The sequence below is a fragment of the Priestia endophytica genome, assembly GCF_026790145.1.
Lineage (GTDB): Bacteria > Bacillota > Bacilli > Bacillales > Bacillaceae_H > Bacillus_I > Bacillus_I endophytica_A.
This window is the reverse complement of sequence record NZ_JALAMS010000014.1, coordinates 66,045-86,934: the sequence shown is the minus strand read 5'-3', so window position 1 is coordinate 86,934 and position 20,890 is coordinate 66,045. Positions and strand designations below refer to the sequence as shown.

The 20,890-nt window shown below is 39.0% G+C and carries 25 protein-coding genes and 1 other annotated feature; of the genes, 15 read left to right on the top strand and 10 right to left on the bottom strand.

Features of this window, described 5'->3' with window-relative positions; translation table 11 throughout:
* Nucleotides 1-231 precede the first annotated feature (231 nt).
* The 4 genes from MOC86_RS11290 (at nucleotide 232) to MOC86_RS11275 (ending at nucleotide 4,083) form a co-directional block, all read left to right on the top strand.
* Entirely contained in the window at nucleotides 232-627 is a 396-nt protein-coding gene (locus tag MOC86_RS11290) for a hypothetical protein (protein ID WP_268584276.1), read from the top strand.
* Between the two features lie 67 nt (nucleotides 628-694).
* Nucleotides 695-1,324, top strand: coding sequence for a poly-gamma-glutamate hydrolase family protein (locus tag MOC86_RS11285; RefSeq protein WP_268584275.1), 630 nt, complete (start codon nucleotides 695-697; stop codon nucleotides 1,322-1,324).
* Between the two features lie 182 nt (nucleotides 1,325-1,506).
* Nucleotides 1,507-1,751 (top strand) — a binding site (T-box leader).
* A 57-nt stretch (nucleotides 1,752-1,808) separates the two neighbouring features.
* Entirely contained in the window at nucleotides 1,809-3,050 is a 1,242-nt protein-coding gene (locus tag MOC86_RS11280) for an MFS transporter (RefSeq protein ID WP_268584272.1), read from the top strand.
* Nucleotides 3,051-3,114: 64 nt separating this feature from the next.
* Nucleotides 3,115-4,083, top strand: coding sequence for a bile acid:sodium symporter family protein (locus tag MOC86_RS11275; protein WP_268584270.1), 969 nt, complete (start codon nucleotides 3,115-3,117; stop codon nucleotides 4,081-4,083).
* Between the two features lie 54 nt (nucleotides 4,084-4,137).
* Here the strand turns inward: MOC86_RS11275 and MOC86_RS11270 are convergent, their stop codons facing one another.
* The gene (locus tag MOC86_RS11270; protein WP_268584269.1) at nucleotides 4,138-4,818 is read right to left on the bottom strand and encodes a hypothetical protein; all 681 of its coding nucleotides are present in this window, start codon (nucleotides 4,816-4,818) and stop codon (nucleotides 4,138-4,140) included.
* A 90-nt stretch (nucleotides 4,819-4,908) separates the two neighbouring features.
* On the bottom strand, nucleotides 4,909-6,069 hold the full coding sequence (gene spoIIP / locus MOC86_RS11265; protein WP_268584268.1) for a stage II sporulation protein P: 1,161 nt from the start codon (nucleotides 6,067-6,069) through the stop codon (nucleotides 4,909-4,911).
* A gap of 213 nt (nucleotides 6,070-6,282) precedes the next feature.
* Here spoIIP and MOC86_RS11260 point away from each other — a divergent pair, with 213 nt between their 5' ends.
* The 3 genes from MOC86_RS11260 to MOC86_RS11250 all read left to right on the top strand — a co-directional run bounded on the left by MOC86_RS11260 (nucleotide 6,283) and on the right by MOC86_RS11250 (nucleotide 8,488).
* Nucleotides 6,283-7,824, top strand: coding sequence for an FAD-dependent oxidoreductase (locus MOC86_RS11260; protein WP_268584267.1), 1,542 nt, complete (start codon nucleotides 6,283-6,285; stop codon nucleotides 7,822-7,824).
* A 132-nt stretch (nucleotides 7,825-7,956) separates the two neighbouring features.
* Complete coding sequence (locus MOC86_RS11255) at nucleotides 7,957-8,190, top strand: helix-turn-helix transcriptional regulator (RefSeq protein ID WP_243509455.1); 234 nt, start codon at nucleotides 7,957-7,959, stop codon at nucleotides 8,188-8,190.
* Nucleotides 8,183-8,488, top strand: coding sequence for a hypothetical protein (locus MOC86_RS11250; RefSeq protein ID WP_268584266.1), 306 nt, complete (start codon nucleotides 8,183-8,185; stop codon nucleotides 8,486-8,488). The genes MOC86_RS11255 and MOC86_RS11250 overlap by 8 nt, the downstream gene beginning before the upstream one ends.
* Before the next feature lie 20 nt (nucleotides 8,489-8,508).
* Here the strand turns inward: MOC86_RS11250 and MOC86_RS11245 are convergent, their stop codons facing one another.
* On the bottom strand, nucleotides 8,509-8,892 hold the full coding sequence (locus MOC86_RS11245) for an SGNH/GDSL hydrolase family protein (protein WP_268584265.1): 384 nt from the start codon (nucleotides 8,890-8,892) through the stop codon (nucleotides 8,509-8,511).
* Entirely contained in the window at nucleotides 8,882-9,163 is a 282-nt protein-coding gene (locus MOC86_RS11240) for a hypothetical protein (RefSeq protein ID WP_268584264.1), read from the bottom strand. Before MOC86_RS11240 ends, MOC86_RS11245 begins: the two co-directional genes overlap by 11 nt.
* Nucleotides 9,164-9,481: 318 nt before the next feature.
* Here MOC86_RS11240 and MOC86_RS11235 point away from each other — a divergent pair, with 318 nt between their 5' ends.
* The 4 genes from MOC86_RS11235 to MOC86_RS11220 all read left to right on the top strand — a co-directional run bounded on the left by MOC86_RS11235 (nucleotide 9,482) and on the right by MOC86_RS11220 (nucleotide 12,853).
* Nucleotides 9,482-10,444, top strand: a complete 963-nt coding sequence (locus MOC86_RS11235) for a tyrosine-type recombinase/integrase (RefSeq protein WP_268584263.1) — start codon at nucleotides 9,482-9,484, stop codon at nucleotides 10,442-10,444.
* Nucleotides 10,445-10,461: 17 nt separating this feature from the next.
* Nucleotides 10,462-11,337, top strand: coding sequence for a 50S ribosomal protein L11 methyltransferase (locus tag MOC86_RS11230; protein ID WP_268584262.1), 876 nt, complete (start codon nucleotides 10,462-10,464; stop codon nucleotides 11,335-11,337).
* 72 nt (nucleotides 11,338-11,409) lie between these two features.
* Complete coding sequence (locus tag MOC86_RS11225) at nucleotides 11,410-12,036, top strand: LysE family transporter (RefSeq protein ID WP_268584410.1); 627 nt, start codon at nucleotides 11,410-11,412, stop codon at nucleotides 12,034-12,036.
* Nucleotides 12,037-12,097: 61 nt separating this feature from the next.
* Nucleotides 12,098-12,853 carry a YqcI/YcgG family protein gene (locus MOC86_RS11220; protein ID WP_268584261.1) on the top strand — a complete coding sequence of 252 codons (756 nt, stop codon included), beginning with the start codon at nucleotides 12,098-12,100 and terminating at the stop codon, nucleotides 12,851-12,853.
* A gap of 61 nt (nucleotides 12,854-12,914) precedes the next feature.
* Here the strand turns inward: MOC86_RS11220 and MOC86_RS11215 are convergent, their stop codons facing one another.
* The gene (locus tag MOC86_RS11215; protein ID WP_124051858.1) at nucleotides 12,915-13,232 is read right to left on the bottom strand and encodes an ArsR/SmtB family transcription factor; all 318 of its coding nucleotides are present in this window, start codon (nucleotides 13,230-13,232) and stop codon (nucleotides 12,915-12,917) included.
* Between the two features lie 232 nt (nucleotides 13,233-13,464).
* On the opposite strand from MOC86_RS11215, the gene MOC86_RS11210 reads away from it, so the two are divergent.
* Nucleotides 13,465-13,752 (top strand): putative quinol monooxygenase, encoded by a 288-nt coding sequence (locus MOC86_RS11210; protein WP_268584260.1) that lies wholly within the window; start codon nucleotides 13,465-13,467, stop codon nucleotides 13,750-13,752.
* 28 nt (nucleotides 13,753-13,780) lie between these two features.
* Nucleotides 13,781-14,521 (top strand): NADPH-dependent oxidoreductase, encoded by a 741-nt coding sequence (locus MOC86_RS11205; protein WP_268584259.1) that lies wholly within the window; start codon nucleotides 13,781-13,783, stop codon nucleotides 14,519-14,521.
* A gap of 41 nt (nucleotides 14,522-14,562) precedes the next feature.
* On the opposite strand, the gene MOC86_RS11200 is transcribed toward MOC86_RS11205, so the two are convergent.
* Nucleotides 14,563-14,769, bottom strand: a complete 207-nt coding sequence (locus MOC86_RS11200; RefSeq protein WP_268584258.1) for a hypothetical protein — start codon at nucleotides 14,767-14,769, stop codon at nucleotides 14,563-14,565.
* Nucleotides 14,770-15,026: 257 nt separating this feature from the next.
* Here MOC86_RS11200 and MOC86_RS11195 point away from each other — a divergent pair, with 257 nt between their 5' ends.
* Entirely contained in the window at nucleotides 15,027-16,190 is a 1,164-nt protein-coding gene (locus tag MOC86_RS11195; protein WP_268584256.1) for a lysine N(6)-hydroxylase/L-ornithine N(5)-oxygenase family protein, read from the top strand.
* Between the two features lie 53 nt (nucleotides 16,191-16,243).
* Here the strand turns inward: MOC86_RS11195 and MOC86_RS11190 are convergent, their stop codons facing one another.
* Nucleotides 16,244-16,438, bottom strand: coding sequence for a hypothetical protein (locus MOC86_RS11190; RefSeq protein WP_268584255.1), 195 nt, complete (start codon nucleotides 16,436-16,438; stop codon nucleotides 16,244-16,246).
* 196 nt (nucleotides 16,439-16,634) lie between these two features.
* On the opposite strand from MOC86_RS11190, the gene MOC86_RS11185 reads away from it, so the two are divergent.
* Entirely contained in the window at nucleotides 16,635-17,183 is a 549-nt protein-coding gene (locus MOC86_RS11185) for a GNAT family N-acetyltransferase (protein ID WP_268584254.1), read from the top strand.
* Here the strand turns inward: MOC86_RS11185 and MOC86_RS11180 are convergent.
* The 3 genes from MOC86_RS11180 to MOC86_RS11170 all read right to left on the bottom strand — a co-directional run bounded on the left by MOC86_RS11180 (nucleotide 17,155) and on the right by MOC86_RS11170 (nucleotide 20,815).
* Complete coding sequence (locus tag MOC86_RS11180) at nucleotides 17,155-17,922, bottom strand: TatD family hydrolase (RefSeq protein ID WP_268584253.1); 768 nt, start codon at nucleotides 17,920-17,922, stop codon at nucleotides 17,155-17,157. The two genes, MOC86_RS11185 and MOC86_RS11180, sit on opposite strands and share 29 nt — an antisense overlap.
* 952 nt (nucleotides 17,923-18,874) lie before the next feature.
* Nucleotides 18,875-19,039 (bottom strand): hypothetical protein, encoded by a 165-nt coding sequence (locus tag MOC86_RS11175; RefSeq protein ID WP_268584251.1) that lies wholly within the window; start codon nucleotides 19,037-19,039, stop codon nucleotides 18,875-18,877.
* Between the two features lie 555 nt (nucleotides 19,040-19,594).
* Entirely contained in the window at nucleotides 19,595-20,815 is a 1,221-nt protein-coding gene (locus MOC86_RS11170) for an aspartate aminotransferase family protein (protein ID WP_268584250.1), read from the bottom strand.
* Nucleotides 20,816-20,890 lie beyond the last annotated feature (75 nt).

Here is a 20,890-nt window from a genome sequence, read left to right as displayed (position 1 = left end):
GAGAAATGCACTTATACAAGAAGTGAGGCTTTTATTTCGAGAAGATGGATAAGTTCATACAAAAATCTTCATTCCTTCCTGTTATCATAAATCATTTGTCATTGAATATATTGCGTTTAGAGTGATTATCTTGTCCTTTTGCAAAAGAATTCATGTAGTAGGGGTATTTGTTTAACTCTTGTAAGTGTTATTCATTTACTTAACAATATTCTACAAAGCAAGGAGAAGAACATGAAAAATCTCATTAGTATGAAGATGGCAAGTTATATCATCCTTACCATTAATACGATGGCTCTACTCATGCATGGGCTCATATTGCTAAACATTTTGCCATATGACTTTGTATGGGGAGGACGATTAAAGAAACAGGAAGATGTTATCCTCTTCGAAATGGTATCCATTCTGATCCAAATCGTATTTATTTCAATTGTTGCGGTAAAAGCAGGATATATTTTAAAAGGAAAATTTAAAAGAATGTCAAACATCGGGATATGGGCTATATTTGCAGTGATGATTCTGAACTCCCTAGGTAATTTAGCTTCACACTCTTTCTTAGAAACAGTAGTCATGACACCGATTACTATTTTACTTGCTCTTTTAGTATTCAGATTGGCAATTGAAAAGTAATCGTATATAAAGTCTTGAAAATCTAACGAAAAACCCATATCTTATAGAAAAGCAAGAGGAGAACAAAATGAGTGATGTATATAAAAATTATCAAGCTTTAACATCAGACAAAGTAGAAGGCATCCATTATCAAGTTCGATATCAAGATCATCAATCACTTCTTTGTCTTTCCGCTCCCCATGGAGGTGGAATTGAAGCAGGTACAACGGAGTTGGTTGAAGCCATTTCCATGAGTCGACCCGCGTGGTCTTGGTATGTTTTTGAAGGATTACAGTCTTCAGGGAATCGTGATTTACATATTACCTCAACCAACTTTGACGAACCTCGCCAACTTCGTCTGTTAGAAAACGTTCACTGGCATATTACGTTTCATGGCATGCGTGGTACAAAGGCTGAAACGTATATCGGAGGACGGGATGTGGAGTTAAAAGAAGCGATTAGACAGAAGCTTACGGAAAAAGGTTTTATCGTAAAAGACGTAAGAAAAGGATTTGCAGGGATGGAAGCCCGGAATATTACAAATGCAACCGTACAGGGCATGGGCGTACAGCTCGAACTGACCGAAGAGCAAAGGAAACAATTTTTCCAGCATCACAATTGGGCAAAATCAAACCGGCGACATCCTTCGAACTGGACAAAGTCTTTGCACGATTACAAAAATGCGCTGGTTGAAGCGATTGAGGAACATATGAGTTGAAGACCTTCTTAGTGAATAAGGAGGTCTTTTTATCATTTTGCACCTGATCTAGCGTGGCTCACCTATAGTTTCGTGTTTTTTTAGCTCTTCATAGTTTTTTGGCGTTCTTTCTCTTTTTTTCGAAAAGAACACTTGACAAAAATTCCATAAAAGGGATAGAATGATAAAAATTAAAAACTAAAAACTGAGCGTTGATGAGAAGAGTACGTAGAAATGAAAAGCACAGAGAGCCCTGAATCGCTGAGAAAGGGTGTTTTCATTTCTACCGAAGCAAGCCTCTGAGCTTCACATTGGAACCTTTTCGTGAGGGGATAGTGTGACAGTAGCTCCTGTTATTGAGCTAGGGTATATTTGTACCTGATGAGGCTTTCTATGACAACATAGAAGGCGAACTGGGGTGGCACCGCGAAAACATCTCGCCCCCAAGATGAAGAATCTTGGGGGTGGGATGTTTTTTTGTGTAAATAGAAGGAGGGAGCTCAGAATGAAAAAAGAATGGAACACGCTGAACCTTTTACTTATCAACCTTGGCATTACAGGAGTAGGAAGCTGGGTTTACTTTATAGCCTTAAATCTGATCGTGCTTGAGCAAACGCACTCTGTCTTTGCCGTTACCGTGCTGTATCTTTTAAAAGCAAGTGCCGCTCTTTTGGCGAATATTGGGGCTGGGAGTCTTGTGGACCGGACTCGCACAAAGCAGCTTATGATTTTTCTTCAACTTATTCAAGCAGGACTAATGGTGCTTCTTCCTTTATTAGATACCATGCTTATGCTTTATGTTTTCGTATTTTGCATTAATATCGCAAGTGCTATATATCATCCTACGGTGCTGTCGTATACAACAAAGCTTGTCGCTCGAGAGCATCGCAAAACATTTAATTCGTATAAAAGTTTACTTGACTCCGGAGCGTTTATCACAGGGCCTGCGCTTGCTGGTTTATTTATGATGAAAGAGGGGGGAGACCTTGCTATTTATTTGAACGGAGCGGCTCTTTTACTGGCAGCTTTGCTCACCTTATTGTTACCAGACGTAGAAGAAGAGAGAGAAAAACAAGATCCTTTATTATTCGCCATGTTAACAAGAGATGTGGCTCTTGTTGGTCGATTTTTATCTACATTCCCGTATGTGGCGCTTATTTCGCTTCTTTTTCATTTGATGACAGTGCTGATGACAGCTACAGATTCACTAGAAGCTGCCTTTGCTACAACAGCTATTGAACTAACAGAAGGAGAATATGGAGTAATTGTAAGTGGGGCAGGTGGGGGGATTTTAGTTGGATCTTTCGTTAACGCATGGCTTATTCATCAACTTTCTCTCTTACGATTAATGAGTGTAGGAGCTGTCATCACTTCGCTTGGCTATTTGCTTTTTGCCTTTTCGAACACGTTTGCTCCCGCTTTTATCGGATGTTTTACCCTTTCTTTCGCTCTTGCGTTTTTGAATGCTGGATTTTTAACCTTTTATCAAAACAGCGTTCCTGTTCACTTGATTGGACGCATAAGCAGTATGCTTACCTTTATTGAATCACTGCTTGTTCTTTTCTTTACCGTTTGTTTCGGATGGTTAGCCGAAATGTTCTCTATTCGAATGATGATGGTCATTGGAGCGTGTAGCATGGTGCTGCTCGCTATTGTTTTTGGAAGTGTAAGTTTTCAAGCGGTTCGTACCCGTTTCTACTCAGATAGCGAGTTTAAAGAAAAAAATTCCGCTTCAAAACCGCTCTAATCCCCTTAATTCTGATACTATAGAAAGGAACTGTTTTTTAAAACCGAACGATTGGAGTTTTTTTATGCTAGACCGTCTAAATTACTATATTGGAAAGTGGATGCCGCTAATCACACCGCTTAGCGTTGCTTTGGGAGTGTTAGCTTACACAAACCTACACTCACTCTCTTTTCTAGTGCCATGGCTGTTCGCTTTCATGACGTTTGTGGGGAGTTTAAAATCAAACTTTAAATCTCTCCAAAATACAATGCTACATCCGTTTCCGCTTCTTTTAACGCTCGTTGTTCTTCATGTTATTACCCCGCTTTGGGCATTTGCAATTGGTCATTTATTTTTTCCGAATGACCCGTTTACGGTCACAGGAATGACGCTCGCTCTCGTTGTTCCCACAGGAATTACAAGCATGATTTGGGTGTCAATGTATAAAGGAAATATTCCGCTTACGCTGTCAATTATTTTAATTGATACCCTGCTTTCTCCTTTTATTGTTCCGTTCAGCATGTCTATGTTAGCAGGGGAAACGGTTGAGATGCAAACGCTCGAAATGATGAAAGGGTTATTTTTCATGGTGGTGCTTCCATCTCTTCTAGCGATGCTTGTGAACCAATTCAGTGCTCGGGCGCGCATTGAGAAAATGAGTCGGACGCTGTCTCCGTTTTCCAAGCTTACGCTACCTGCAGTTATTATGATTAATAGCTCTGCGATTGCGCCTTATTTGCGTCATATTGATGCAAAGCTTTTGGGGATTTTAGGGACGATTTTATTTATCGTTTTGGCGGGGTATCTCTTTTCTTGGGGATTAGCCGCTTTGTTCAAGCAAACGCGCGAAAATGTAGTGGCTATTATCTATACAGGAGGCATGCGTAACATTAGTGCTGGTACGGTCATTGCGGTTAGCTTTTTTCCAGCGCAAGTGGCTGTTCCCGTCGTGTTTTGTATGTTGTTTCAACAAGTGCTCGCCGCTTTCCATGGCTATCTTTTGACAGCCTTTTACAACCGACGCACGCTCTTTGCTAAAAATGTGAATCACTAATGCTAAAAAGAGGCCTTGTTTAAGAAAAAGGGCCCCTTTTTAGTTCTCTTCTCTCTACTTCGTATCTTGATCTGCCGTATTCATTTCAACGCTTTCTACTTTATCATCCTTTGTGACTTCTAAACGAACTACTTTATCTTTTAAATCTTGATTGCTGTCATCATCATGTTCAAAATCAGCTGTTTTTTCATATGTTTTTTCACCGCTTTTTACTTTAACGGTAAGACTTTTGTCATCTTCTTTCACAAATGTTCCAATGACGTTATATTCGCCGTCCTTCTCTTTATCGTACACTCCGTTGTCGTCTGCTTTTACTTGTGGCATAAGCTCTAAACTTTCAGCTTCCTCATTGCCGGCATTTACTTCTACTTTCACAAGTTTCCCTTTCACTTCTGTGTTGTCCGGTTCATCGGTTTTAAAAGAAGCGGCTTTCTTTACGGTCACTTTTTCATTATCAATCATCATTACAAGCTCGTTGTCTTTTTCACTTTCTAACGTTCCAACAAGATCGAAATCATCTTCCATGCCATCATCTTGTTCGTTGTCATCACGAGCGTACTGTTTTAAATCATTTGACGTAGCGGATTCATTTGTAGCCGCGTTGTTATTTGTTTCAGAAGTTGAATTGGTATCGCTTCCATTTTGAGCTGTATTTTCTTCACTGGTGCCGCATCCTGCAAGTGTACCGATCGTTAACATCCCAATAAGAGGGAAGGTAAGAAACGTTTTTTTCATCTTCCATACTCTCCTTTATCTGTTTTTCATCTTTATAGCCGTTTTCTTTCATTTTTAAACAAAAAAAGAGAGAAGAAGTCTTCTTCTCTCTTAATTCGCCGACGCATCTACTTTTTCGGCTTGAAAATAATAGTCACTAAATACATCTGTTAACGCAGAAACGGTATTTGCTAGTTCATCCATATTGTTGTCAACGCCGCCAACTTCAATTAAAATCGCTCGAGGGGAAATGTCCTGATTATAGACACCATTTCCACTTGCGCCTGTTTTCCCGATAACCCCTCGACTTAGACCAGGATATTTCTTTTCAAGAGCATGGTGAAGATCTTGGGCGAATTTGACGTTTTGTTCATAGTTAGGCTGTTCTTTTCCAATCACAAACGCGACTTTTGCGTAGCCTTTTTCTTTGATTTTAATTGTGGTATGATCGCCTCTTAGTGAATCACGATGAAGGTCAATAAAATAGGAGAGATCATCACTTTGACTTTTCGCCGCTTCTACGACTTCACGCGAAGCTCGGTAGGCTTGAACCGTTCCCCATCCTTTTGTATTCAGCTTTTGGGTCATATTGGTTGTATCCACAATTGAGCCGATGTTGTTTTTTTCTAAACTGTTGCCAAGCATTTTCCCAACAAGCGTAATGTTTGTTCGATTGTCTACCGCTTTATCAGCATCAGGATCATCCGTTAACCCAAGAATCGGAAGGTAAGATTCCCAGCTGTGCGTATGATAAATATACACCTTTTTCTCTTTAATGTCCCCGTTCGGCGGTTGTTGCGGCTCTTCTGGCTGCTCTGGTTCTTCTGCTCCTGAATCGTTATTTTGATCTTTTTCTAAAATGGTATCAAGCGATGGAGAAGACTCTACAGGCGTATTTGTATAGTTTGTCCCTTGTCCAGGTGTGATAATTTCAGAATGATAGGAAAAGAAACCAGGTAAACTATCGCCAAGAAGGGTAATTGCGCTGTTTAATTTAATATTTGTTGTCGCCTGCAATCCAAGAGAAGAAAGAGACAAAGGCTCACGGTTCTCAGAAGCAAAGGCAGGCGTTTCGGTTTCAAGCATGGTTAAAAAAATGCTGTCTGAACTATTATTTAACGTATGGCTAATATAAGAAGGAAATCTGAGCTGAAGTTTAAAAGTCGTTGTCGTAAGGGCCGTGACGAAAAACGTAAACAAAATGACAATTGCAATGAGCGCTGATAGAGGAAGAAAGGCAATCTTTCCATGCTCGTATTTCCATTTTTTCATAGTTTAATCCCTCATTTAAAATTGAAGTATAATAGTATCTATGCAAAAAAATAGTAGGTTATGATAGAATATACGAACTTTACTAGAGTTAAGGAAAAAACTCTAGTTTACCATAATTAAATTCATGTAAACTATACTAATGGGAACATTATACATATTCTACTTAGGGAATGGACATGCTAATGAAAGCTCATAAAAGGGAGGAAAATACCTATGTTTCATGAGGGAAAAATACCTGAGTTTTCAACATCGTACTGGCGAGAATCAACAGATGTTCCTTCGTTTTCACCGTTAAAGGAAAACATTGATGTAGACGTAGCCGTGATTGGAGGGGGAATTGCTGGGGTAACAACGGCTTATCTGCTTACGCTTGAAGGCAAAAGCGTGGCGCTTTTAGAAGCAGACAAGCTTTTTGACGGCACAACAAGTCACACCACAGCAAAAATGACCACTCAGCACGAATTGATTTATGACAAGATGATTGGATATGTAGGTGAAGCAGAAGCGGCTCTTTATTATGAAGGAAATAATGAAGCGCTCAAGTTTTTACAACATACGATTACATCCCAAAATATCTCATGTGACTACACAGTTGAAGATGCTTACGTATATGCGACAACAGATACATATGTCAAAAAGGTCGAAAAAGAATATGAAGCGTATAAAAAGCTTGGAATTGAAGGGGAACATCTCACTTCTCTTCCACTTGATCTAAATGAAAAAGCGGCGGTGATGATTCCAGGTCAAGGGCAGTTTCATCCCTTAAAGTATCTTGTTCACCTTGTGAAAGAGATGACAGCGAAAGGAGCTCAAATTTTTGAAACAACCCAAGCTGTCGATATTAAAGAAGGCAAAACGCAAACGGTTGTTACAAAAGAAGGGCATAGTGTGAATTGCAAAGATGTGGCCTGCTGCACTCATTTTCCCTTCTATGATGGAAAAGGCTTTTACTTTTCACGCATGTACGCGTCACGCTCTTACGTTCTCGGGATTACAAGTGAGAAACCATACCCAGGAGGCATGTATTTAAGTGCTGAGCCTTCGTCTGATTCCCTTCGTTATACAACAGTAGATGATCAGAAACTTCTGCTTGTCGGAGGGCAAGAGCATACAACAGGACGAAGTGAGGAAACGATTAAGCATTATGAAGCGATCTATTCATTTGCTCATCATTCCGTTGGTGTAAAAGAATGCTTGTACAGATGGTCGGCTCAAGATTTGATCTCGCTTGATGAAACACCTTATATTGGACGCATTTCAGAAAATTCTCCGCATGTTTACGTTGCTACAGGATTCCGCAAATGGGGTATGACCCATGGTACGCTTTCAGGGATGATGATTCGCGATGCCATTCTAGAGAAAGAAAAGCGCTATGCTTCTTTCTTCACACCATCTCGGTTCCGCCCAAATCCGAGTGTGAAAAATTTTGTCACGCAAAACATGGAGGTTGCAGCAGAGCTTACAAAAGGAAAGCTCGATTTCACAAGAGGAAATGCCTATAATTTGAAAAAAGATGAAGGGGCCGTTGTGAGTGTGAACGGAAAACGAGCGGGAGCTTACCGGGACAGAGAAGGCTGTCTTCATCTTGTGGATACAACATGTACGCATATGGGTTGTGAAGTGGAATGGAACAGCGGTGAACGAACATGGGACTGCCCTTGTCACGGTTCGCGTTTTTCATATGACGGTGAAGTTGTCGAAGGACCTGCTCAAAAGCCGCTCGCTTCACTAGAAGATGAGGATATTGAGAAATAAAAAAAGCTTCTCTAACCACGTTAGGGAAGCTTTTTTGTAGTGTGAAAAAGTCATGTATTTCAAACAAGAAGTAAAAAATAATTTACTTTTTGTTTGAAATATTTTACTATGTAAGAGTGAGGTGGGAAATATATGAAAAAAGATGAAGGGGTCTTACATAATAAGCTTCATGTGTTACGAGCAGAGCGAAAATGGACGCAAAAAGAAGTTGCTGAAAGGGTTCAAGTTAGTCGGCAAACGATCGTGTCCATTGAAGCGAATAAGTATAATCCCTCGTTAATTCTCTCTTTTAAATTAGCACAGCTCTTTAACGTAAGGATTGAAGACATTTTTCAATACCAGGAAAGGATGAGTGAAAATGAGTAACTTTTCAGATTTAATAATGATGCAGCTCCCTTTGTTACTAGCTATTTCGGTTTTAATTCCAGGGGTGTATCTTTCTTTTTTCTCCAAACAACAAAATGATGAACGAGGAAATAAAATTGTAACGGTTTCTTTTCGTTATACCTACTTGTTTGTGATGACAGGCATTTTAGGTTTGTTTCTATGTCAGCGCCTTTTTCAACTTTCTTTCGAAGAATTCAAAAATTACTTATTTGTGTTAGTTGTATTAGCTAACTTTTGTTTAGGAAGTTCTGTTTTTGTTCTTAACCGAAAATATTAATCAAAGCCGTTAGCATCCTGCTAGCGGCTTTTGCATGATGGCGTTTGTTCGCAAAATGCGCGCGCCATCGCCTCGTATCCTTTGTCATTTGGATGAACGCCGTCTCGGGATAGCCATTCTTTTTCTCTTCCTTTAAAAAGAGAATACAAGTCGACAATATGAAGGTGTGGATAATGATTGAGCTTTTTAATGGAAGCATTCACTTTTTGAATCCAAGCGTCCGCTTCTTGGCTCTCTGGAAACGGATTATAGAGAGTGGCAACGAGAATAAAATAAGGCGTGCAACTTTTTTTCTTGAGCGTTAAAAGAGATTGGATAAACCCATTAAAATCGCGCTGAGCTTCTTTTAATTGATCCTGAAGCGAAGATACACTTTTTCCTTTCATCACTTCTTCATAAATCAATCAAATTGTTTCCACCTGCTGTAATGGTGATGACTTCCGCGTCCGCTAGGTTTTGGAGGGAATGGGGATGAGAAGAGAGTGTAGCAATTTCTTCGACCGTCAATCCGCTTCTTGCGATCGTGTAAAGCTCTACCCGTTCTTCCCATACACACTCTATTTTTCGTCGGTAACGCTGGGGGAATGTGGGAGAAAACAAGGAAGCGCCAACACCTGCTGTTAAAGAATCGCCTAGGGCCACATACGACATTTTTTCGTTCTTAAAGGGAAACATATTTTCCTTCCTTTCCTCTTGCCTACACTATTTTATTATTGATGTATTCTGCTCAGAGGAGAATGGCTTGTGCGTTACACGAAAATAGGCTAGAAAACGAGATTTTATAATAAATCTGAAAATTCAATCACACCTCTCTCTGTTGCATCCAGGTGAATAAGGATGCGAGAGATGAAAGATAACTGCAAGACTAGAAATATCCTAATTTTTGAGAAATAATCTTCCTTTCTTGCCTTTTTTTGCACGATCTAGTATTCTATTGCGTGTAAGATATATTACACGCAATAGTATGAAAGAAAATGTAAGGAGTTTTGAAGAATGAAAGAGACGAAGATTGACACTCTGTATGAAGAAGAATTAGATGTGTTTGATTTATATATGGAAGACTTAGGGTACTCTTTTTCGACCCTTCGTCACTATGGACATGACGTGCGCCTTTATTTACACTATATAGTGGACAAACACGAGGGAAAGAAAGAAATTGAAGATACGTCCAAGCGAGATGTGAGCGGGTTTTTACGCATGCTGAGAAAACGCAGTAACACGTCGATTCGTCAAGATCATTCCTCCGCAAGCCGAAACCGGAGGCTGATGGCACTTCGATTGTTTTATAAAGCAATGATCAAACATGATCTAACAGATGAAAATCCAGCTTTAGAGATTGAAACCGCTAAGGCGAAAAAAGCTCACATTCCGTCTTATTTAAATGAAGAAGAATTGCGCGCGTTTTTTGAGAGTGTGCCACATGATGCGTTTTACCGACGGAATATGCTGATTTTAAAACTCATGGCCTTTGCTGGGCTTCGTGTCATTGAAGTGCATCATTTAAACGTTACGGATATTGATCGTTCTCGCCCTGGAATTACGGTGTTTGGAAAGGGAAGCAAATCACGCTATATTCCACTTCCAGCCTTTTTATACGACGAGTTAAGAGTATATGAAAAAGAGCGAGGAACGCCACACGCGGAGCATGAGGACGCTTTCTTTTTAACGCGGCACGGCAAACGCATCTCACGCCGAATGATTCAGCATGTGACAACAAAAACGCTTGAGAACTTAAAAGAAAAAAAGGGATTTGAATATCTTGCAACTAAATCTCTTTCCAGTCATAAACTTCGTCATTCGTTTGGGACGTATTTAGTCAAAAACGGAGCGGATTTGCGCACAGTGCAAGAACTGCTTGGACATGAAAATATTAGTACAACCCAAGTGTATACTCACATTTCAAATGAACAAAAAGAAAAGGCTATGGAATTGTTTCATAACAAGAACTGGCAATAACGAAAGGAAGACAATGAATGTTACATGAATTTACGGTACATATCCCTTATAAAAAAGCAGATGAAATGGTCGAGAACTTAAATCTAGTCGGCCTTTATAATACGTACTACGAGGCACCCATTGAAGTGGAAACAACATCAAACGGATATGATTATGAAGAAAAAGAAGATGAAACAATCCCTTTTCACGTCTACATTGGGGAGGAGGAAATCGATGTCAAAGCGGTCTTACACGAGCAGTTCTCTTTTCCGGAAGAAGAGATTCACTACCGCTTTTTAACAGAAGAAGACTTACTTGGACAAGCTCCGTCTTTTGAAGACATTGATCTTGAAAACGGATGGGTGATTGCATTTCCAGATTTCTCTTCTTATGAAGGCAAGCGCCGTTTGTTATTAGATCCTCAAGGTGGGTTTGGAACCGGTCTTCACGGCACAACTCAAGACTGCGTTCGATTTATCGTTTCACAGAATCTGAACGGACAGAGCGTATTAGATCTTGGCACAGGGTCTGGCATTTTAAGTATCGCCGCTTCCCTTGTTGGCGCCAGAATGGTAGAAGCGGTCGATATTGAACCTGTTGAACGTGAAGTGCTCTATAACGCAGCATTAAACGAGGTATCGAATATTACCATTCATCAGCTGGATATCATGCATACAGAGGAAGTGATCACAGCTCAATATGACTGGATCTTTGTCAATATCGGTGGAGATGAAGCCGTTACGATTATAAACGCGCAGCAGCTTCTTTCTAAAACCTCCCATATTCTCATCTCTGGTATGGTCGACTGGAATACCCTTGTTGTGGAAGAGCTTTTACACGACCATGGATTTCAACCGATTCATCGTGTTCAAACAGAAGAATGGGTCACAATGGCCTTTCAAAAGATGAAATAACCAACATACATCCTTCACCATACGAATAAAGTAAAAGAGGTGTACAAGTTCTATTGAAGGAGGAACCGTGTGGTGAGTTTATGGATTAGTTCATTTCTGTTAGGATTGTCTCTTGCCGCTCCTGTGGGACCCATTACAGCCGCACAGCTTGATAAAGGGATGAGGTACGGGTTTATGCATGCGTGGGTGTTTGGACTTGGTTCCTTTGTAGCTGACGTTCTGTATATGATGCTGATCTTTTTCGGAGTTGTGCACTTTTTAGAAACCCCAATTGTCAAAACTTTCTTATGGTGTTTCGGCTTTTTTGTGCTTCTTTATACAGGAATTGAAATTTTGTGGAACGCGCGCTCAACGGATCTTTCAACGCGTTCTCGTCAAGATAAAACGCTCTGGAGTTCCTCGTTTTCGGGCTTCTTAATGTCGCTGTCTAATCCGTTAACGCTTCTGTTTTGGATTGGGATTTACGGCTCGGTTTTGGCTCAAACGGCGGATCAGTATGGGACAAGTCAAATGTTGTTAAGTAGCCTTGCGATGTTTGCGGGGATTATGCTATGGGATATAGGGATGGCTTTCATGGGAAGTAGCGCTCGTCGATTTTTAACACCCGGCTTGTTCTTTATGATTTCGTGCTGCTCTGCGCTTTTTATGATCGGATTTGCGTGTTACTTCGGGCTAAAGGCATTTCATACGTTGTTTTAAATCGTGGATAGTCACAGTTTCCTCTTTCTGGTAATAGGTTGTAACAGAGGAGGAATCAAGAATGACAATCCTATATACAAAAGAAGCGCTAGAAGAAAATCCATCCTTGTTAGAACCTTGGGAACGGAAGGTATTTACTCGTTTTAGTGAAAAGCTCTCTGATAAAAAAGCGCCTTTCCCTTGTATTCCAGCTACGCAAGGATTTGCATTAAACCAGTTACGGTATGGATTTTCACGCGATATCAGGACAGAAGAATCAGCTCAAGATTTGAAAGAGCTGTTATCCCGCTATACAACGATTTCTCGTTCGACAGGGAAATACGCTTCTTTAATTATATTTGCCGAAACTCCAGAAGAAGTAGTTGAAGAGTACGAAGTTGAAGACTACTATCAATGGTTTTGGAATACGTTAAACGCGCTTGCTCGAGAAGACGAAAAAGAATGGCCAACACACATTCCAAAAGATGCAAACGATTCAGCATGGGAATTTTGCTTTCACGGTGAGCGATATTTTATGTATTGCGCCACTCCAGCTCATAAAAGACGCCAAAGTCGTTCCTTTCCGTGTGTGATGATGGCCATTACGCCACGCTGGGTATTAGAGACGTTTAATGCATCAAAGCAAAAAAGTCAACGTGTACAAGAAGCCATCAGAAAGCGCCTTGTTGCTTATGATAGCATTGGACCTCACCAAGACTTGAACGTGTACGGCACAGAAAATAACTATGAGTGGAAGCAGTATTTCCTCACAGATGATGAAACGTCTCATACCAAATGTCCGTTCGAACATCTCTGGAAAGAAAAACACGTTAAATAGCGTAAAAAAGAGCCGAAAAAGGAGAGAAAATCTCTCTTTTTTCGGCTCTTTTTAATTTGTTTTACTCAATATGCGCCTCATCTGCTCTGAGGACAGATGGAAGGAGACCAGGAAAAAGCGCTTCTAAATCTTCGGTTCGAAGAGAATAGAAATGCTGCGTTCCTTCAATACGCACTTTAATCACACCCGCTTCCCTTAGCACTTTAAAATGGTGAGAAAGCGTGGATTTTGCGACGTTTAAATGTAAATAAGGGCTGCAATATTGCTCTGTTGTTTCCGAAAGTCCTTTCACAATCTTCAAACGAAGCGGATCGCTTAGCGCATGTAAAACAGACGGTAATTTAATATCTTGTCGTGATGGTTGATATGGTGTTCTCATAATTTTACTGTATCATACTTACTGAGCTAGAGCTACTTCTTCCTCTTCCCAACATGTCCCAAGTCAAAATGATTGCAGTCTTAATTCCTTTATGATAAAGTTTCATTGTTCGATACTTATAGAACAAATAACAAACAAACGTGTAATTTCATCTCTCTTTGGGAAAAAGAAGAGGGGAAGAATAGCTTTAAAGTTCGATGAAAGTCGAACAAACTAAAGGAGGATATCTTATATGATCGGAATCGAAGCAAAAATGGTAGTAAGAGAAGACAAGCGCGAAGAGTTTTTACAAGAAGCAAAAGCGTTAATTGCAGGAACGCGCAATGAAGAAGGAAACATCAGCTATACGCTATTTGAAAGCACAGAAAACAAAAATGAATTTTTAATGCTAGAAGAATGGAAAGACGAAGAAGCTGTAGCTTCTCATAATGAAGCCCCTCATTTTGTAGCATTTGTAGGCAAAGCAAAAGAACTTCTTGCAGGTCCTTTACAAGCTAAAAAATTTGAAAAGAATGCCTAATATTTCAAAAGAAAGGGAGATGATCATTATGAATTCAGTACTTGAAACCTTAAACAATCATCGTTCTATTCGTCAGTATACGAATGAACCGGTGTCAGAAGAGCAACTCACAGCGATCATTGATGCTGTACAAGCTGCGCCATCTTCTATTAATGGGCAACAAGTTACAGTGATTACAGTGCAAAATCCTGAAACAAAGAAAAAAGTAGCAGAGCTTACAGGAGGTCAAATGTGGATTGAGCAAGCTCCTGTATTCCTTTTATTTTGCGCAGATTTTAACCGTGCAAAAATCGCAACAGAGCTAACAGGCACAGAGCTAGAAGTAACAGACGGAGCAGAAGCGGTGCTTGTTGGCGCGACAGATGTAGGCATTGCTGTTGGAACGGCAACAGCAGCGGCTGAGTCCATGGGGCTTGGTACAGTGCCAATCGGTGCCGTTCGCGGCCGTACGGATGAGATGATTGAGCTGTTTGATATTCCAAAATACGTATTTCCTGTATGTGGTCTTGTTGTTGGTCATCCCGCAGACCGCTCAGCGAAAAAACCGCGCTTCCCGCAAGAAGCAGTGCGTCATGCTGAAAAATATAACAATGATCTTAAAGGATTCGTTCAACAATACGATGAACAAATCTCAGCTTATATGACAAATCGTACAAATGGAAAAGAAACACGTACATGGTCAGAAACCATTTCTTCTCTTTATACACGCGTTTACTATCCACATATTAAAGAAATGCTAAACGAACAAGGCTTCAGCTTGAAAGAATAGATTCAAAAAAACGAGGGGACAGCATCTGTCTCCTCGTTTTTTTATGATTTGTCCCACCTTATAAGCTTAATGATAATAAAAACCGCTTGCAAAATGGCTAAAAACACCGCGAGACAAAGAACAGCAATCAGCCCCATTATGAGGTTTGCACTTAATAAATTTGGAAAAAATATGTTCATGAAAAAGACTACAACGCTTGCTGAGATTAACGCAAGGGTAATATAAGCAGAAATCCATTTATCCCACATAAACTCGCTCCTTTTTCTTCCTTTATTGTTGATATGTCCTGAGCACCTCGTTTTTATGCATGCTAGGTTTTCCTTTTCGGGAGGCGGGGAATAATCCTTTATACGGAATGAAAAAGGAGAGATAGAATAAAAAAATAGATGCAGTGATTTTCGGTGGAGGACCCTATGGATTAGGTCTTGGCGTTCTTGCTGAAGAAATAGAGAGTTTAGAGGTCCTTGTATTTGAGCGGGAAGATTCCCTTGAGTGACATCCAGGGATGTTACTTGATGGTACAACGCTACAAGACGCTTTTTTAGCTGATTTAGTCACACTATTAAACCCAAAAAGTCCTTATACATACTTAAACTACCTTTATGAACACGATCGTCTTCATGCCTTTTTCTTTTTTGAAGACTTTGAAGTGCCACGAAAAGAGTTTAGTTCATATTTGAAGTGGGCCGGAAGTCAGCTCCCAACGCTTCGTTTGCGTCATGAAGTCACAGACGTATTAGAAACGAGTGATGGATACATGGTGAAAGTGCAAAACCATGAAAATGGGGAAGAAGAAACATACGAAACACGCCACGTTGTACTTGGGAGAGGTCATGAACCAAATGTTCCGGAATTTGCGCATTCTTTACCTTCACATGATGTATTTCACACAAGTAGCTATCTGTATCAAAAAGATGAGATTAAAGAAGGAGAGACCGTCACAATTATCGGCTCTGGTCAAAGCGTGGCTGAAATTTATTACGACCTTCTACAGCGGAAGCGAGACGAATCGTTCACTTTAAATTGGTATACACGTTCTGGCGTTTTTTTTCAAATGGAATCTGCTAAAATGGCTCAGCAGCTATTTTCACCAGACTATATCCGCTATTTCCGAACACTTCCTGTCAACAAGCGAAAAGGAACATTAGATGACTTATCAAAGCTACGACATGGGGTGAAAGGATCTTTGCTAGAGTCCATTTATAAAGAGCTTTATCATCAATCAATTGATGGAGAACCCCTTACTACAACGATTATGCAAACAACGTCTCTTGAAGATATCGAAGAAAAAGAAGAAGGCTACACGCTTACGCTTCATCATACAGAGAAAGACGAAACTTTTCAAATTCACTCCGATAAAGTTATTTTGGCTACAGGCTATAAACCACGGATTCCTGACTGGTTAGAACGGTTTGAAAACAAAATTGTATGGGAAGATGAACACGTATTTAAAGTAGATAATCATTACCGAATTGTAAGAGAAGAAAGCAAGGGACATCTTTACACGCTTACAAACTTAGAATACTCGCACGGCTCTGGAGCAACGAATTTAAGCTTATCTCCATATCGAAATGCGACTATTTTACACAATATGACGGGAAAGGAACATTTTCACATTCCGAAAAACTCGGTATTTCAAACTTTTTTCCCAAGGGAAGAAGAGCTATAATATAAGAAAGCCACACAGAACAGGCTGTGTGGCTTTCTTATTCACCAATGAATTTAGGACTTGTGATGAGAGCGGTGTTCTTTTTCTTGTATTCCTGCTAGTTCGTTTCGAAATGGACGAAACGGGCGTTGTACAACATTTGAAGTTAGAAACCACAGCGTTGCCAAAAAGACAATTCCAATAAAAGCGATTCCCGCGAGAATTCCATAGAGCCATAGGGAATGATCGAACAGGAAAGAAAGAATCACTGACCCAACACCTCCTTCACTATTATTGTAAATGACAAATATTTCATCGACAAGTTAATCTTTTATTACATTTTATTTATTATATGAGGAAAATAATTATTTTATAAAACCCCGTATATTTTGGCATTTCCCCCATATTATCATATATTACAATAATAAAAATAGGAGGAAAGAGAGAAATGGGAGGAAAAAACGTATGCTTGTGACCAAAAGACTTCGTTTACGACCGATGTTGCTCGGGGATGCTTCGTCTCTTTTTAACGTGTGGTCTGATGAAGAAACAACGAAATACATGGACATTGAGCCCTTAACATCACTCCAGCAAGCAGAAGAGATGATTTCGTTTTTTATCGTGTTAACACAGCGAGGAAAAGGCCATCATTTTACGCTTGTTACAGAAGAGAGTAAAGACATTATTGGTACGTGTGGGTTTCATGAATGGAATCATGATCATCACCGAGCCGAAATTGGCTATGAATTAAGGAGAGACCACTGGGGCCATGGCTATATGAAAGAAGCGCTTCTTGTTCTGCTTCATACAGGATTTCATCAATATGGCTTGCGTCGTATTGAAGCGAAAATTGATCCTCATAATCATCGGTCACGTTACTTACTAGAGAGCCTTGGATTTCAAAAAGAAGGCGTACTTCGTTCCTATGAAGAACTGAAAGGACGCCGAGTAGATCTTGAGCTTTATTCACTTCTTAAAGAAGAATTTACATTTTCATTGAAAAAAGATTCTTAATATTGTGTTTTATTCTATTTCTCAACACGAGAGGATCAAGGGATTTTAAAGAAGACACCGTTTTTTCGACATGCGGAAGCAGCAAAGGAGACGTCTCACAGTCAGCAAAACGTTCTTCAAAAGGCCATGGACCGTCTGTCTCAAGAAGAAGCTGCGAAAGCGGCAGACGCTTCACTAACTCTTGATCTCGTTTCCGATAGCACACTTCAGGCGTTACCGAGACATAATAGCCTGCATTTATAATGTGTTGTGTTGTCTGTTCATCGCCTTTAAACCAGTGAAAATGCGCTTTCTTAATCTTATGTGCTTGAAGATGATAGTAAACAAGCGGAGCGCCCGTATGAACAGCATGCAAAAGAAGAGGGAGGTGATATGTTTTAGCCGTTTGGACCATCTCTAAAAATAGCGCTTCGTATTGTTCTTTAACGTACGGATGAAAGGCATCTTCACGGTATTGTGGCATCCCAACTTCACCTATAGCTGAGAAATGAGACGTTTCATGATTAATTAAATCATGCCACTCATGAAGATCACGAGAAGATGGAAGTGGATGCTCTGGATGAAAACCAGCGGCTGCAATAATGAAGTTCGGATAGCGGCTTTTTAATTCTAATGTACGATAACTCGAAGCTAAATCTGTTGAAACAGCTACAACGCCTGTAATTCCATAATCTTGCCAGCGTTTAATTCGTTCTAGAATATTGGAATATTCAGCAAGGTGCAGGTGCGCATCAATCATCTAAAATCATCCTTTATGTAAGAGTTATCATTTATTATAAAGAAATCATATGCCTTCGAAAAGAATTCTTGTTTAGAAACGATAACACCGTATGCAATGTTGAGCTTAATATAATCGTTGAGCTTAATATAATCTAGATGATTCATCGAAAATATAAAGAATTCTTATTTATGATTGATTCTGTGCGTAAACTCACAATGAATGATATGAAATTCATAAGCATTTTATTTTTTCTTGTCTCAAAACGTCAAGTTAACTTAGTATATGATACAAGAAATCGCTCTTTCACTCAACTTCCTATAATATATATTATGTAAACTAGAAAAATGAAGAAAGCGAAGAGGCTTTATTTCTTCATCCCCTATGCTCACGTTTCTCAGAGAAGTTTTTCTTTTGAATTTTCAAGTGAAAGCTCTGAATCTTCATGCTAACATCGTCATTTATTTTAAACTTTCACGCCGCTTTTAACAAATCTTAATTCATATTGACTCTTAAATCTTCATGTTTGGTTGCCATTAAATGTACAGAAAAACAGATGTTATAGTGACTATGAATGAATTAAGCGCGTTTCAATCATTTTTACATCTCATTCGAACTTTGTTGCTTGATAAGCTTCCGGAACATTTATACTCCGCTGGTTCATTAAAATTCTAGGATTAGCTTAAAAATGATTAAATTGCAAATCTCATTTGTCTCAGAATATTAAATTTGCTTTGTATCTATATGAGAATGAGCAAATTTAAGTATTAAGAAATCCCGCTTCTCTAAAAGAAGTTATCTGATGTTTGCATTCATAGGAACAAATTGACTTAGAGCCGCAAATGATTTTGGTGTTAGAAAAAGATGAAAAAGAGTGCCTCTTCCCCCTTTATCCGCTCGTTATGGAGCTTTTATGGATTGCAAAGCATTATAAACCTAAAATCTGAAATATATAACTTATTACTTTTCATTTTTAAGGAATACCATTCCCCTGAAGGCGCTCTACATATGTTGGATCTATAGGGTTATTTCCTCCCCACTGTACATATCCACTACTATGTTCTTGTGTATTAAAATATAGAAATACAGTTATTGTTAAGCTTGTGATACCTAGTAAAAGAATTACAAATTTCTTCATATCTTTCTCCTTTGTAAATATAATCATCAGTTATTAAACTATTCTTTCATAATATCGTATAAATTGCCAAGGTTTGTGTGCACAAAAGAAGATCCCGCTTATTCCACATCTAAAAGAGCAATTTCCGTTCTATGATAGCATGGAGATATAAGGGTCAAACTTAAATTGAGCACCAGCATTGGTGACATACAAATACTTCTTTAATTATTACTAAGAATTTTGACCTTATCAGTATCTATAAACTAGTCATTGCCTTCAGATCCCTTGAAAAACAAAAAACCAATCCCTTCATTTACCGATTAGTAAAAATGAGGTTGGTTTTTGATTTTTACTTATTATTTTTATTTAACTATATTTTTTAGAATAGTTAACTTTTAGAACACTGTATTATCAAAAAATAGATTATAATACACTACGTTCCTTAGCCTAAGACTTAATCGAAAGCGGAATTTATTTCAGATTAAGGTTATATGCCGTTTTTTTACATACATAGTATTCTCTTTAAATGGGTTCACATTGAAACCACTCTTTTCAATTTAAAAAATTAAGCATATATCACAATCCGCTTGTCAAGGCTACTGATTTTGGGATACAGGAAATAAACTGATTGATAAATTCATCGATTTCTGCTTTTGTAATGATATATGGAGGGAGTAAACGAATCGTATTTCCATTTGTAATGTCCACTAACATCCCCTTATTCAGTAATTCTAGTTGCAATTTTGTTGCGTTTTTATGAGTGTCGTTAATACTAATCCCAAACATCATACCACAATAGCGTACTTCCCTAATAAAAGAAGGATGTTCATCCTGGATTTTTTGAAGTTTTTCATTCAAATATAAGGACATTTCATAAGATTTTTGCATTAAACCATCATCAATTAATGTTTTTAATACCGCTAATCCTAAAGCCGTACCAAGTGGAGAATGTGCGAATGTTGTTCCATGGTCACCTGGTGAGAATATATCATAAAGTCGTGATCCTACTATTATCCCTCCTAATGGTGTACCGCCACCCGCTGCTTTACCAAATTGAATAATATCAGGAGTAATATCAAAATGTTGATAAGCAAACAATTTTCCAGTTCTCCCTATACCACTTTGCACCTCGTCAACGATAAATAACATGTTATACTGTCTACAAAGCGCTTCGACCCCTTTTAAATACGCCTCTGACAAAGGATATATCCCACCACTTCCTAATACCGGCTCGAGCATAAGAGCAAGCGGCTTTTCCTTGAGTATCGTTCTTTCTAGTTCCTTTAAATTCTCTCGTTCTACTTCATATACAGGAATCGATGTATGCGGAAAATTCTGATATACATTTTCTTGTCTTGTAAAGTGAAGAGCACCTAATGTACGTCCATGAAAACTTTCTTTGAGTACAACCACTCCATCCTGTTTTTGATTTGTTAGATATCTATACTTGTGGATTAGTTTTAAGGTTGCCTCGGTAGCTTCCGCGCCAGAGTTTGTGTAATAGACTTTCCCATCCTTTAAAGAATAATCAACTAATTTTTTAGCATATTCAATAGCAACCGGATTTGAAAAATGAAAAGGAAGATGTAAACACTTTTCAACTTGTTCAAAGGTGGCTCTTATAATATTAGGATGATTGTAGCCTAATATATTCACTCCTACACCAGAGAATAAATCAAGATATTCTTTACTGTTGACATCATAAAGCTTACAACCTTTTCCCTTTTCTATAGCAATTGGCATACGGAGATACGTAGACATTAAATATTCTTTATCTAATTGAAACCAATTGATCATAAATGATCCCCCTTAGGTGCCGTCACATTCATAGAAATACACAAATTTAGGACAACTTTTGGAATGACAGCACCA